Consider the following 12,891-nt stretch of genomic DNA (forward strand, 5'->3'; position numbering starts at 1 on the left):
AGGCGGCGGGTGTTGACGCATGACCAGACATAGGACTGTTATTACGCCACCGTGTTTGGTCGCGTTGGTTTCTGGTCGGTTACGACGACCTGGGGCGTGGCGCATTCCGGCCGAACCCTGTCCGTCAGGAGCCGTTCATGCCCGACTTCTCCCTCCCCGCCGCCAGTCGCCGCTCCGTCCTGCGCGGCATAGGCGGCGCTGCCGTGCTCGGCGCCGGGATACCCCTGCTGAGCGCGTGCGGCAGCAGCGGTAGCTCGTCCGACCCGAAGACCGTCACCGTCGGCTCCAACGCGTCCGACGCGGTGCCGAAGAAGGCGTTCGCGAGCGTCTACGCGGACTTCAAGAAGACGTCCGGCATCACCGTCAAGGTCAACACGAAGGACCACAACACCTTCCAGGAGCAGATCAACTCCTACCTCCAGGGCACGCCGGACGACGTGTTCAACTGGTTCGCCGGGTACCGCATGCAGTTCTTCGCCGCCAAGAAGCTCGCCACGGCCATCGACGACGTCTGGGCGAAGATCGGGGACAACTTCCCCGACGCGATGAAGCAGCTCAGCAAGGGCGAGGACGGCAAGTACTACTTCGTGCCGATGACCACGTACCCGTGGGCGATCTTCTACCGCAAGAGCGTCTTCACGGCGAAGGGCTACACCGTCCCCACCACCTGGGACGAACTGGTCGCCCTCTGCAAGAAGATGAAGAGCGACGGCCTGGTCCCGATCGCCTTCGGCGACAAGGACGCCTGGCCGGCGATGGGCACCTTCGACCAGATCAACTTCCGCCTCAACGGCTACGACTTCCACAAGTCCCTGATGGCGGGCAAGGAGGCGTGGACCGACCCGAAGGTCAAGGCCGTCTTCGACCACTGGGCCGAGCTCCTCCCGTACCACCAGGACGGATTCATGGGCCGCACCTGGCAGGACGCGGCGCAGGGCGTGGTGTCGAAGAAGTCCGGCATGTACCTCCTGGGCTCCTTCGTGGCCCAGCAGTTCACCGTCAAGGCCGACCTCGACGACCTCGACTTCTTCGCCTTCCCGGAGATCAACTCCGCGTACGGCCAGGACACCGTCGAGGCGCCCACCGACGGCTACATGGTCAGCAAGGCCCCGAAGAACCACGCCGGTGTCGTCAAGCTCCTGGAGTACCTGGGCACCCCGGCGGCCGAGCAGCTCTACCTCAAGACCGACCCGAGCGTGGTGGCCGCCTCCAGCAAGGCCGACACCTCCGCGTACTCGCCGCTGCAGAAGAAGGCGTTCGACATGATCGGCGCCGCCAAGAACCTCACCCAGTTCATGGACCGCGACTCGCGCCCCGACTTCACCTCGACGGTGATGCAGCCCGGACTGCAGAAGTTCCTCCAGAACCCCAAGGGCATCGACAGTCTGCTGACGTCGATCGAGCGCCAGAAGAAGACGATCTTCGCCTCCTCATGATCTCCGAGACGACTACGACGAGCCCGGAGGCGGACGCCGTTCCGCCTCCGGGCCCCGCGCCCGAGAACAAGCGGGTCCCGCAGGGCGCCAAGCGCCTGCTGACCCGCCGTGACCGCATCACGCTCGCCTTCATGGCGGGCGTGCCGACGATCCTGCACGTGGCCCTGGTCTGGGTCACCGCCCTCGCCTCGATCCTCCTGGCCTTCACGTCCTGGGACGGCATCGGCTTCAGCGCCATCAAGTGGGTGGGGCTGGCCAACTTCAAGGAGCTGTTCAACGACAACCCGCAGTTCTGGCCCGCACTCGAGCACAACATCATCTGGTTCGTCGTGCTCATCCTGCTGCCGACCCCCTTCGGCCTGTTCCTGGCCGTCCAGCTGGACAAGAACATCCGGTTCAGCCGCATCTACCAGACCGCGTTCTTCCTGCCGGTCGTGATGTCGCTGGCGGTCACCGGATTCGTCTGGCAGCTCATCTACAACCCCGACACCGGCCTGATCAACAGCCTCATCGGGGCCAACAAGCCCGGCCACTACATCGACTGGATCGGCGACCCCAAGCTCAACCTGTGGGCCGTCCTGATCGCCGCGTCCTGGCGGCACGCGGGCTACATGATGATCCTGTACCTGGCCGGCCTGAAGGGCGTGGACCCGTCCCTGCGGGAGGCCTCCGCGCTGGACGGCGCGAACGAGTGGCAGACGTTCAAGAACGTCATCTTCCCGACCCTGCGCCCCACCAACACGGTCGTCCTGGTCGTCACGATCATCGAGTCGCTGCGCGCCTTCGACCTGGTGTGGGTCTTCAACAAGGGCGCCCAGGGCACCGAGTTGCTGTCGATCCTGATCACCAACAACATCATCGGCGAGTCCAGCCGGATCGGTTACGGGTCGGCGATCGCCGTCGTCCTGCTGGTCATCTCCCTCGTGGTCATCATCCCGTACCTGATCTCGACCTTCCGGAAGGAGCGGCGCGCATGACGACCCCCACCGCCGCACTCGGCGTGAAGCAGCGCACCCCGCTCCGCCCGGCCCGGGTCCTGCTGCACACGTTCCTCATCGTGACCTCGCTGGCCTGGCTCGCCCCACTCCTGTGGGCGGTCTACGCGGCCCTGCGCCCGTACTCGGAGACCAGCAACAAGGGGTACGTCTCCTGGCCGGACACGCTGAACCTCGACAACTTCAAGAACGCGTTCCAGCAGTCCGACATGATCCACTACTTCGTCAACACACTGATCATCGCGGTCCCGGCCGTGCTGCTCACGCTGCTGCTGGCGTCGATGGTCGCGTTCTACGTCAGCCGGTTCGACTTCCGGCTCAACATCTTCCTGCTGCTGGTCTTCACGGCCGGCAACCTGCTGCCCCAGCAGGTCATCATCACCCCGCTGTACCGCATGTACCTGCTCATCGACCTGCCCGGCATCACGATGAGCGGCAAGCTCTACGACTCCGCGCTGGGCCTGGTCCTCATCCACGTGGCGTTCCAATCGGGCTTCTGCGCCTTCGTGTTGAGCAACTACATGCGGATGCTGCCGCACGAACTGACCGAGGCGGCGCTGGTCGACGGCGCGTCGGTGTGGCGGATGTACTGGCAGATCGTGCTGCCCCTGTGCAAGCCGGCGATGGCGGCCCTGGCCACGTTGCTCTCCATCTGGATCTACAACGACTTCTTCTGGGCGATCGTGCTGATCTCGACCGGCGAGAACATGCCGATCACCTCCGCCCTGAACAACCTCTCCGGCCAGTACTTCACCGACCCCAATCTGGTCGCCGCGGGCGCCCTGCTCACCGCGATCCCCACGCTGATCGTGTACTTCGCACTCCAGCGCCAGTTCGTCAGCGGCCTCACGCTGGGCGCCAACAAGGGCTGACGCACCGGCCGTAGAGCCCTCCGGAAGCGAGGCACCGCGTACGGCCACCCCTTCACCCCGCTCACTGGTACCCCGGTACCAGTGACCAGCGGGGTTTGTCACCCGCGGGCCCACGGTGCCCTGTGCGGCCGCTCCTAGCCTCGAAGCAGTGACCCGGCCGGACGCCGGGCCGGGCGGAAGCGGGGAGCGGCACAGTGATCGAAGTTCGCGGGCTGACCAAGCGGTACGGGGACAGGACGGCGGTGGACGACCTGAGTTTCACCGCCCCGCCCGGACAGGTCACCGGGTTCCTCGGGCCCAACGGCGCGGGCAAGTCCACCACCATGCGCATGATCGTGGGCCTGGACGCGCCGACCAGCGGCACGGCCTTGGTCAACGGCAGGCCCTATGCCCAACACCGCGCGCCCTTGCAGGAGTTGGGGGTGCTGCTGGAGGCGAAGGCGGTGCATCCGGGCCGTAGCGCGTTCCACCACCTCATGGCGTTGGCGTACACCCATGGTGTGCCGCGTCGACGGGTGGAGGAGGTCATCGACCTGGCGGGTCTGCACGACGTGGCGCACAAACGGGTCGGGGCGTTCTCGCTGGGGATGGGGCAGCGGCTGGGCATCGCCGCCGCGCTCCTCGGTGACCCGGCAGTCGTCATGCTCGACGAGCCGGTCAACGGGCTCGACCCCGAAGGCGTGCGCTGGGTACGGGAGTTGCTGCGCGGGCTGGCCGCCGAAGGCCGCACGGTGATGCTGTCCTCGCATCTGATGAGCGAGATGGCGCAGACCGCCGACCGTCTCGTGGTCGTCGGCCGGGGCCGGCTGCTGGCCGAGACGACCGTCGGCGCGCTGGTGGAGCGGTCGGCGGACAAGGGAGTACGGGTGGCCACCGGCGAGCCCGCGCGGCTGCGCTCGCTGCTGGCCGCACCCGGCGTCACCGTCACCTCCACGGGCGCCGAGCGGCTGGTCGTCTCCGGCCTGGACACCCGGCGGATCGGACAGCTCGCCGCCGAGCACCGGGTACCGCTGTACGAACTGGTCACCGAGTCGGTGTCGTTGGAGGAGGCGTTCATGAACCTCACCCGGGATGCGGTGGAGTACCACAGCAGCGACGCGCGGAGGGCCGCCTGATGACCGCGAGCACCCTCACCGCCACCCCACCGGTGTACCGCGTGACCGGCCGCCGGGTGGTCCGCTCCGAGTGGTCCAAGTTCTGGTCGCTGCGCTCCAGTTGGATCACGCTGGGGGTGGCCGTGCTGTTCCTGGTGATGATCGGGGTGATCGCCGCCGCTCTCTACACTCCGGACGGTCCGTTGGGCGGCAAGGACGCGGCGTCCGGTGCCGCGCTGACCCTGGCCCTGGCCGGCACCAACCTCGCGGCCCTGGCCGTCGGCGCGCTCGGCGTCCTGCTCTCGGCCGGCGAGTACAGCACGGGCATGGTCCGCTCGACGTTCGCCGCCGTACCGGGCCGGCTGCCCGTCCTGTGGGCGAAGTGCGCGGTCTACGGCCCGATCGCGTTCGTCACGACCACCCTCGGCGCCCTGGTCTCCTTCCTGCTCGGGAGCGCCGCCCTGCACGGCGAGCGGATCGCGCTGTCCCTCGGGGACGCCGGGGTCCTCCGGTGCCTGCTGGGCGCGGGCGTGTACCTGGGCCTGGTCGGTGTGTACGGCGTGACGGTCGGCCTGATCGTGCGCAACAACGCCGGGGGCATCGCGATCCTCGCCGGTGCGGTGCTCGTCCTGCCCGGCCTGACCGGGCTGCTGCCCAGCTCCCTGGGGGACACCGTCAGCCGCTATCTGCCCAGCAACGCCGGCCAGTCGGTGATGACCCTGCACGAGTCGAGCGACTCCCTGGTCAGTCCCGGCGCGGGTTTGACGGCGTTGTTGGTGTGGGCCGTACTGCTGCTGGCAGGTGCCGCCTACCGGTTGCGTCGCAGTGACGTCTGAGGTCGCGTCCGCGAGGATGGAGCCGATGGACGACAGGACGACGGCACGGTCGGCCCGGGCAGGGGCGACCGCGCCCTCGCCCGGGCCGCAAGGCGTCCGCCCCGGGTCGGACGCCGTCTGGGCGCACCCCGTGATGCGGCTGCTGCTGCGGGTGCTGGGCCGGCTGCGGACGGCGGACCGGCGACGTCCGTGGCTCCTCGACACCGCCGTGGTGGTCCTGCTCGCCGCCGCCGCGCCGCCGGACCTGCTCGTGCACGGCCCCGGTCACCCCGTGTCCCGCCCGGTGGGGGCCGGCCTGCCCGTCGGTGTGGTGCTGGCCATCGCGGCCGTGCTCGTCGTCCCCCTGTGGTGGCGCCGCCGCAATCCCGCCGCGGTCTACGGCGTCTGCCTCCTCGTCTGCCCGGTCATGTGGTCGCTGGGCCTGGGGCCCGCGGCCGCCGCCGTGCTGCTGATCGCCCTGTTCGACCTGGCTCTGCACGCTTCGCCCCGGGCGATCTGCTGGGCGCTGCCGGTGACCGTGGCGGGCTGGGTGCTGATCGTGCTCACCGTGATCCCGGTGGCCGGACCGGCGGCCTTCCTGATCCTGTCCACCGGGACGGGCATCGGAGCCGTCGCCCTGGGCCTGACCCTGCGGATCAGCCGGCTGTACCTGTCCGCGCTGCGGGAACGGGCGGCGCGGCTGGAGGTCGAGCGGGACCAGCGCGTCCGGCTGACGGCGGCGGCCGAGCGTGCCCGGATCGCCCGCGAGATGCACGACATCGTCGGCCACAACCTGTCGGTCATGGTCAACCTCGCCGACGGCGCCGCCGTACTCACCGCCCGCGACCCCGGCCGGACCGAGCAGGCGCTCCATCTCATCGGCGACACCGGCCGGCAGGCGATGGACGAACTCCGGCGCGTACTGGGGGTGTTGCGCGAGTCCCCGGAGCGGGAGGACACCTCACGGTCCCCGCAACCCGGTGTCTCGGACCTGGACACCCTGCTCGACCGGGTGCGCGCGGCCGGGCTGCCCGTGGCCTACCGCACCGTCGGCCCGGTCGACGCGCTGGGCCGGGGCGTGCAGCTCACGGTGTTCCGCGTGGTGCAGGAAGCGTTGACCAACACCCTCAAACACGTCGGCCCCGGCGCCACCGCCGACGTCACGCTCACGGTCGAGGACAGCAGGCTCCGCGTGCGGGTCACCGACACCGGTTCACCGGCGTACGAACGGTCCGCGGCTCCCCGCAAGGACACCGGGCACGGCCTGGTCGGCATCCGCCAACGGGCCGCGCTCTACGGTGGCACCGTCACCCTCGGCCCGCGCGCCGACGGCCGGGGCTGGATCGTAGAAGTCCTGTTGGACCTGTCCGCCCCGGCCACATCAGGAGAGCCCACGCCATGACCACCGTCCTGATCGCCGACGACCAGCCGCTGCCCCGCATGGGCTTCCGGATGCTGCTCGACGGCTCGCCCGGCGTGAGCGTCGTCGGCGAGGCCGACAACGGCGCGCAGGCCGTCCGGATGGCGGCCGAGCTGCGCCCCGATGTGGTCCTGATGGACGTACGGATGCCGGGTCTCGACGGCATCGAGGCGACCCGGCGGATCGTGGCGGCGGGCGGGCGTACCCGGGTGCTCATCCTGACCACCTTCGACCTCGACGAGTACGCCTACGCAGGCCTGCGCGCCGGGGCCGGCGGCTTCCTGCTCAAGGACGTCAGGCCGGCGGAACTCCTCGCCGGGATCCAGGCGGTCGCGACCGGTGACGCGGTCGTCTCCCCGCAGTTGACCCGCAGACTGCTCGACGCCCACGCGCACGACGTCCTGGCGCCCGAGGCCGAACCGCGCACGGACCCACGGATCAGCACGCTCACCGACCGCGAGCACGAGGTGCTCGTCGCCGTCGGCAAGGGCTGGACCAACGCCGAGATCGCCGAACGCCTCGTACTCACGGAGTCCACCGTCAAGAAACACGTGGGCCGGGTCATGGCCAAGATCGGCGCCCGCGACCGTATCCAGGCAGTGATCATCGCCTACGACGCGGGACTGGTCACGCCCCGGCCCTGAGGGTGTGGGTGGGTTACCGGTGGCTGCTCTTCCTGTACAGCTTCAGCGGCACCCGGCTGATGATCGAGTCGAGGGACGAGCCGTTCCGCCCGTCGGCCCAGGTGACGTAGGCGTAGCCGCCGGCGAGGGTGATGCCCGACCAGCGGTCACCGGGAGGGCCCATCTCCCCGACGGGCTCGGTGACTTGGTTGACCTGCACCGGGTCGCTGAACGAGCGTCCGTGGTCGAAGGAGACGACCGAGAACGCGTCGCCCGTGGTGGTCCGCCACATGACCCCCAGGTCGCCGTCGGCGCCGAAGTCGATCGCCGGCCGCTGGGCGTTCGGGGTGGCGATCGTCGCCGGGCCGGTCCAGGTCCGGCCGGCGTCCGGGGTGACGTAGACGTCCAGGGTGTCGGAGTCCCGGGGCACCATGACGGCGAACCGGCCGCGGTGCGAGGGGTCGGCCGCCACCCACGGGACGGGATCGGCGGCCGCGCCCAGACCCGGCGTCGGCACGAGAGAACCGGTGCCCGCCGCGACGGGGGCGCCCTGGCCGTCCTTGACCGTGGTGTTCGTCCACGTTCTGCCGTCGTCGTGGCTGACATGGAAGTTCACCGGCGCGCCCGCTTCCTGGGAGGCGGACACGAGGATCCCGCCGTACACGGCGATCTCGCGTCCCGGGTAGCCGCACACGAGCGGGATGCCCGGCGCCACCTCGATGCAGGGCATCGGGCCTGGGATCACCCGCGAGTCGGCGCTGAAGGTCTTGCCGCCGTCGGCGCTGACGGAGACCGCGCTCGGGTACTCCCAGGCCGCACCGGCGACCGCGTAGACCTTGCCGGTCGCGGCGTCCACCCGCATTTTCGGGGCGCCCCCGAGGAGCAACGGCGTGGACACCGGGTCGGTCCAAGTCCGGCCGCCGTCCGTCGACTTGGCGACCTGGTTGTGGTTCACCAGGTTCGCGGCCAGGCCGGAGCTGACCTGGTTGTTGTCCACGTACACGGTGCCCTTCGCGTCGAACTGCACGCTCGGCTCACCGCACTTGGGCGCCGCGGTGCCCAGCGGCCAGGCGACCTGGGTCCAGGTGTCGCCCCTGTCGTTGGAGTAGGCGAGGAAGCAGCCGCCGTCGACCGGCTCCAGGCCCGGTGACGGCGGGAAGATCGTCGAGACGAACACCAGGTTCTTCGGGTTCCTCGGATTGACGGCGACCGTCGGCTGGCCCTCTTTGGTGGCCGGCATGTTCGTGACGTCGACTTCGTGAACCGAGCTGTGGCCGACGGCACTTGGCGCGGCCACGGCGGCGGACGCCTCGCAGAGCAGGAACAGTGCGGAGAGTGCCGCCGTGCTCAATCTCGCGGACGGACTTCTGAACAGCACCATGGGGAACGATCCTCCATGCTCATGGGTCGGGTCCGGCCGGTGACGGTCACCGGTGGTGCCGGATTCCCGCACCAGGCTAGGAACGCCCATGGCCGTGTCCGTGGGACCGCCGGACACCATCGGTTCCACCGGGTGGGACCGCGGTACCACTGCCCAACTGCACTGAGAATCAAGGGTGGTTGAGGTATCCGCCGGTGGCCTGTGGCGATCCCCTGGCGATCCCGTTCAGAAGCCCCCCGGGCCGCCGAAGCCCCCGAACCCACCGGGTCCGCCCGGCCCGCCGCCGAACAGCCCGCCGTGCGGCCCGTGATGGTGGAAGCCGTCGAACAGCGCGTCCGCGAGCAGCATGCCCCCGACCCCGGCGGCACCCGCGACGAGCGCGGTCTTCCACCAAGGGGTGCTGTACCAACCCCCGGCCATGGAACGGCCGTTGACGACCCCGCCCGGGTAGTAGTACGGCGTGCTCGCGCCGGGCTGTGCGGAGGCGGTGTACGTCTGCCCGCCCACCGTGACCTGACCGCCGGCACCCTGCGCGCGCAACTCCGGCCCCGGGTCAAGTCCCAGCGCACTACGGGCCGTTCGGATGTGATGCAGCCCCTCGATGGCGGTCTGCGTCACGAGCCCGTACTGCATCGGCGAGTAGGCGACGGCGAGTTGACCCTCGGCGGCCCGATGCCGCTCGGCCGCGTCGGCGAGGGCCTGCCGGGCGGCGGTGCTGTTCCCGGCGTCCAGCGTCGACAGACTCCCGCCCAGCCGCTCCACCCAGCGGGTCGCCTCGGCACCGGCGTCGGCGTCGTAGGCCTGCGCAGCGGAACCGGAGGTGTAGCCGCTCCCGCCGAACCGCGAACTCCCGCCCCCCGCCTGCCTCTTGCCGAAGGCGACCGCCCCGCCGACGATCAGGGCCAGCAGCACCAACACGACCAAAAACATGACGTCCTCCCGTCTGTGCCGGGATCGGATCACCCCGTACAAGGAGATGAGACCCCGTGGCCCTGAGAGGCCGCTGGACGGTGTCTGAGGGGTGGCTGTGAGTGCGGGCGGGAGTGTCGGTTCCCTCAGCGGCGCAGCGCCCCCACGACGCCTTCCACGGACCCCAATACCTCACCGCTCCGCACGAGTTCGGCGATGTGCTCGATGTCCGTGTGGAAGACCCGGTCCTCGTCGACGGTCGGTACGGTCTCCCGGATGCGGGCCCGCAGCGCGTTTGCCGCCGGTGACGGCGAGAGCGGTGCGAGCAGGTCCAGGGCCTGGGCGGCGCACATCAGCTCGATGGCTATGACGTAGGCGAGCTTGCGGGCCGCGCGGTAGGCCTTCAGGGCCGCCGAGTAGGCGTTGCCGACGGTGTCTTCCTGGTTGGCGGAGGTGGTGACGTTGTCGGCGGAGGCGGGGACGGCCAGGCCGCGCAGTTCCATGGTGAGCGCGGCGGCCGTGTACTGGGCGATCATGTAGCCGCTGTTCAGGCCCGGTTCGCGGACCAGGAAGGCCGGCAGCTCACTGAACCTGCTGTTGACCATACGGTCGGTACGGCGTTCGGAGACCTTGGCGAGGACCGTCATCGCGTTGACCATGGTGTCGGCCTGGATCCCGACGTACGTGCTGTCGCAGTTCGCCCCGCTCAGCGCGACCCCGTCCTCGCCCTCGGGGTGGATGACCGGGTTGTCGCCCACCGAGTGCAACTCCTCGACGATGACCTCCCGCGCCTGCGCCAGCGCCCGCTTCGCACCGCCGTGCATCTGCGGAACGGCCCGCAGGGAGAGGCTGTCCTGGAGCCGGTGGTCGAGGAACTCCGTGCTGATCGCGCTGGATTCCGTCAGCCGCCGCAGGTTCTCGGCGACCGCGGCCTGCTCGGGGTGCCGCTTCCGCTCCTGGATCCGGGCGTCGTAGGCGCGGACCGTGCCCTTGAGCGCCTGCACCGACAGACTCGCGGCCACGTCGGCCGTGGTCGCCGCGACCTCGGCGTCATGGGCGGCGAGGACGGCTATCGCGGTGACCGAGTGGGTCCCGTTGGTGAGCGACAGGCCTTCCTTGCAGGCGAGTCGGGTCGGCCGCTCGCCGATCCGGGCCAACGCCTCGGCGCCGGGCAGGAGTTGGTCGCCGTACCAGGCCCGGCCCTCGCCCAGCAGTACGAGCGCCATGTGCGCCTCGGGGGCGAGGTAGCCGACGGAACCCTCGCCGGGGACGTGTGGGGTGACCCCGGCGTTGAGCATCCGCCGGATCAGCTCCAGGGTCTCGAACCGGATGCCGGAGAACCCTTCGCCGAGCCCGACCAGCTCCATCAGCGCGATGGCCCGGACGACCTCGACGGGCAACGGCTCCCCGACCGACACGGCGTGCGACCGCACGATGTTGCGCTGCAACCGCTCGGCGTCCGCCGGGGCGATGACCTCGGTGACGTTGTCGCCGAAGCCGGTGGTGACGCCGTAGACCAGGCGGTTCTCGGCGAGGAAGCGTTCGACCAGCGCGCGTGACTTCCGCACCCGGTCGGCATAGACCGCGTCGAACTCGACCCGGGCGCCATGACGGGCGACCGCGACGAACTGCTCGACGGTGATCGGCTCCCGGCCCAGGGTGACGGCCACGGACATCTCCTCGCGCTTGACGTGTATCCATTCACTTGCGGATCGAATGAATCACTCTATTTAGCGCGTGGCAAGGGCCGTCTCATGGAAGCGCCGAGGCGCGGCACGCCCCCCATGGCATGCCGCGCCTCGCCCCCGTCCCCCGGTTCCCCCGTTGGTCAGGCGCCCTCCGCCGAGGGCAGCGTGCCCGTGCGGGCCGCCTCGCCGTACCACCGGGCGCTCGACTTCGGTGTGCGGGCCAGGGTCGCGTAGTCGACGTACACCGCGCCGAACCGCTTCTCGTAGCCGTACGCCCACTCGAAGTTGTCCATCAGGGACCACAGGTAGTAGCCGCGCACGTCCGCGCCGTCCGCGATCGCGCGCCGCACCGCCGAGAGGTGGCCGTGGAGGTAGGCGATCCGCTCCGGGTCGTGGACCTTGCCGTCCGGGTCGGGCTTGTCGTCGTAGGCGGCGCCGTTCTCCGTGACGTACAGCGGCAGTCCCGGCGCTTCCCGCGTGTAGCGCAGGATCAGGTCGTAGAGGCCCGTCGGGTCGATCGTCCAGCCCATCTCCGTGCGCTCACCGGGGGTCTGGAGGAACGCGACGTCGTCCGCGCCCGGCCAGGGGGAGTGCGCGCTCGCGCCGTGTCCGTCGGCGCGCGGGGCCGGGCCGGTCGGTTCCGCCGCCGCCACCAGTGCCGGGGTGTAGTAGTTCAACCCCAGGGCGTCCAACGGCTGGTGAATGAGCGTCAGATCGCCGTCGTGGACGTACGACCAGTCCGTGATCGACCGTGTCGCGTCGAGCAGCGACTGCGGATACGACCCGTGCAGCATCGGCCCGTGGAACACCCCGTTGGCCAGGTCGTCGATCTTCCGGGCCGCCGCCAGGTCCGCCGGGGACTGTGAAGCGGGCCTGACCACCGAGGAGTTGAGGCTCACCGCGATCGAATTGCGGGCCGGCATGGACGCCCGCAGGGCCGAAGTCGCCAGCCCGTGCGCCAAGTTGAGGTGGTGCGCGGCCTTGAGCGAGGCCGCCGGGTCCGTACGGCCCGGCGCGTGCACCCCCGAGCCGTAGCCCAGAAAGGCGCTGCACCAGGGCTCGTTGAGCGTGATCCACTGCTCCACGCGGTCGCCGAGCGCCTCGCCCATGATCTGCGCGTACTCGGCGAAGCGGTACGCCGTGTCGCGCTCCGGCCAGCCGCCCGCGTCCTCCAACTCCTGCGGCAGATCCCAGTGGTAGAGGGTGACCGCCGGCTTGATGCCGACCGCCAGCAGCTCGTCGACCAGCCGGCGGTAGAAGTCCAGGCCCACCTGGACCGCCGGGCCCCGGCCGGTCGGCTGCACCCGCGGCCAGGAGACCGAGAAGCGGTACGCCGTCAGGCCCAGGTCCGCCATCAGCGCCACGTCGTCGCGGTAGCGGTGGTAGTGGTCGACAGCGATGTCACCGTGCTCACCACCGGCCGTACGGCCCGGCGTATGACTGAACGTGTCCCAGATCGAGGGCGTACGGCCGCCCTCCCGCACCGCCCCCTCGATCTGGTACGCGGAGGTCGCCGCACCCCAGAGGAAGGCCGGCGGAAAGGTCACGGAGGTCACGGGGGTCACGGAGGTAAGGGGCTCAGGCATGGAAGCGCTCCCATAGTGGAGGAGAGGGGGCCGGGAGGCCGGGGCCGCGCCGCCCCGGCTCCCCGACGGACG

11 protein-coding genes are annotated in these 12,891 nt (G+C 70.2%); 7 read left to right on the plus strand and 4 right to left on the minus strand.

The features are described from left to right. The first annotated feature begins 137 nt into the window (after nucleotides 1-137). The 7 genes from ACIBK4_RS31700 (at nucleotide 138) to ACIBK4_RS31730 (ending at nucleotide 7,276) form a co-directional block, all read left to right on the plus strand. Complete coding sequence (locus tag ACIBK4_RS31700) at nucleotides 138-1,436, plus strand: ABC transporter substrate-binding protein (protein ID WP_399000208.1); 1,299 nt, start codon at nucleotides 138-140, stop codon at nucleotides 1,434-1,436. After that, nucleotides 1,433-2,413, plus strand: coding sequence for a carbohydrate ABC transporter permease (locus ACIBK4_RS31705; RefSeq protein WP_399000210.1), 981 nt, complete (start codon nucleotides 1,433-1,435; stop codon nucleotides 2,411-2,413). The genes ACIBK4_RS31700 and ACIBK4_RS31705 overlap by 4 nt, the downstream gene beginning before the upstream one ends. Next, on the plus strand, nucleotides 2,410-3,303 hold the full coding sequence (locus tag ACIBK4_RS31710) for a carbohydrate ABC transporter permease (RefSeq protein WP_399000212.1): 894 nt from the start codon (nucleotides 2,410-2,412) through the stop codon (nucleotides 3,301-3,303). The genes ACIBK4_RS31705 and ACIBK4_RS31710 overlap by 4 nt, the downstream gene beginning before the upstream one ends. Before the next feature lie 194 nt (nucleotides 3,304-3,497). Then, nucleotides 3,498-4,418: an ABC transporter ATP-binding protein gene (locus ACIBK4_RS31715; protein ID WP_399000214.1), complete on the plus strand. Its 921-nt coding sequence runs from the start codon at nucleotides 3,498-3,500 to the stop codon at nucleotides 4,416-4,418. Further along, a complete protein-coding gene (locus ACIBK4_RS31720) occupies nucleotides 4,418-5,233 on the plus strand; it encodes an ABC transporter permease (protein ID WP_399000216.1) in 816 nt (271 codons plus the stop codon). Before ACIBK4_RS31715 ends, ACIBK4_RS31720 begins: the two co-directional genes overlap by 1 nt. A 16-nt stretch (nucleotides 5,234-5,249) precedes the next feature. Continuing rightward, nucleotides 5,250-6,614 (plus strand): sensor histidine kinase, encoded by a 1,365-nt coding sequence (locus ACIBK4_RS31725; RefSeq protein ID WP_399000218.1) that lies wholly within the window; start codon nucleotides 5,250-5,252, stop codon nucleotides 6,612-6,614. Beyond that, nucleotides 6,611-7,276 carry a response regulator gene (locus ACIBK4_RS31730; RefSeq protein ID WP_399000220.1) on the plus strand — a complete coding sequence of 222 codons (666 nt, stop codon included), beginning with the start codon at nucleotides 6,611-6,613 and terminating at the stop codon, nucleotides 7,274-7,276. The genes ACIBK4_RS31725 and ACIBK4_RS31730 overlap by 4 nt, the downstream gene beginning before the upstream one ends. Before the next feature lie 13 nt (nucleotides 7,277-7,289). Here ACIBK4_RS31730 and ACIBK4_RS31735 read toward each other — a convergent pair whose 3' ends face one another. From ACIBK4_RS31735 to ACIBK4_RS31750, 4 genes are all read right to left on the minus strand, one after another. Continuing rightward, nucleotides 7,290-8,636, minus strand: a complete 1,347-nt coding sequence (locus ACIBK4_RS31735; RefSeq protein WP_399000222.1) for a sialidase family protein — start codon at nucleotides 8,634-8,636, stop codon at nucleotides 7,290-7,292. Between the two features lie 225 nt (nucleotides 8,637-8,861). Beyond that, the gene (locus ACIBK4_RS31740) at nucleotides 8,862-9,566 is read right to left on the minus strand and encodes a hypothetical protein (protein ID WP_399000224.1); all 705 of its coding nucleotides are present in this window, start codon (nucleotides 9,564-9,566) and stop codon (nucleotides 8,862-8,864) included. A gap of 125 nt (nucleotides 9,567-9,691) precedes the next feature. Further along, on the minus strand, nucleotides 9,692-11,221 hold the full coding sequence (gene hutH, locus ACIBK4_RS31745; RefSeq protein WP_399000226.1) for a histidine ammonia-lyase: 1,530 nt from the start codon (nucleotides 11,219-11,221) through the stop codon (nucleotides 9,692-9,694). 152 nt (nucleotides 11,222-11,373) lie between these two features. Then, the gene (locus ACIBK4_RS31750; RefSeq protein WP_399000228.1) at nucleotides 11,374-12,819 is read right to left on the minus strand and encodes a GH1 family beta-glucosidase; all 1,446 of its coding nucleotides are present in this window, start codon (nucleotides 12,817-12,819) and stop codon (nucleotides 11,374-11,376) included. Nucleotides 12,820-12,891: the final 72 nt, after the last annotated feature.

Origin of the sequence: Streptomyces sp. NPDC050528, assembly GCF_044457795.1 — a bacterium.
Taxonomy (GTDB): Bacteria; Actinomycetota; Actinomycetes; order Streptomycetales; family Streptomycetaceae; genus Streptomyces.

Bases quoted from the DNA above. Each gene is read 5' to 3' on its own strand.
- ACIBK4_RS31700 (WP_399000208.1), top strand. From the start codon at position 138: ATGCCCGACTTCTCCCTCCCCGCCGCCAGTCGCCGCTCCGTCCTGCGC.
- ACIBK4_RS31725 (WP_399000218.1), top strand. From the start codon at position 5,250: ATGGAGCCGATGGACGACAGGACGACGGCACGGTCGGCCCGGGCAGGG.
- ACIBK4_RS31720 (WP_399000216.1), top strand. From the start codon at position 4,418: ATGACCGCGAGCACCCTCACCGCCACCCCACCGGTGTACCGCGTGACC.
- ACIBK4_RS31740 (WP_399000224.1), bottom strand. From the start codon at position 9,566: ATGTTTTTGGTCGTGTTGGTGCTGCTGGCCCTGATCGTCGGCGGGGCG.
- ACIBK4_RS31705 (WP_399000210.1), top strand. From the start codon at position 1,433: ATGATCTCCGAGACGACTACGACGAGCCCGGAGGCGGACGCCGTTCCG.
- ACIBK4_RS31710 (WP_399000212.1), top strand. From the start codon at position 2,410: ATGACGACCCCCACCGCCGCACTCGGCGTGAAGCAGCGCACCCCGCTC.
- ACIBK4_RS31730 (WP_399000220.1), top strand. From the start codon at position 6,611: ATGACCACCGTCCTGATCGCCGACGACCAGCCGCTGCCCCGCATGGGC.
- ACIBK4_RS31735 (WP_399000222.1), bottom strand. From the start codon at position 8,636: ATGGTGCTGTTCAGAAGTCCGTCCGCGAGATTGAGCACGGCGGCACTC.
- ACIBK4_RS31750 (WP_399000228.1), bottom strand. From the start codon at position 12,819: ATGCCTGAGCCCCTTACCTCCGTGACCCCCGTGACCTCCGTGACCTTT.
- hutH (WP_399000226.1), bottom strand. From the start codon at position 11,221: ATGTCCGTGGCCGTCACCCTGGGCCGGGAGCCGATCACCGTCGAGCAG.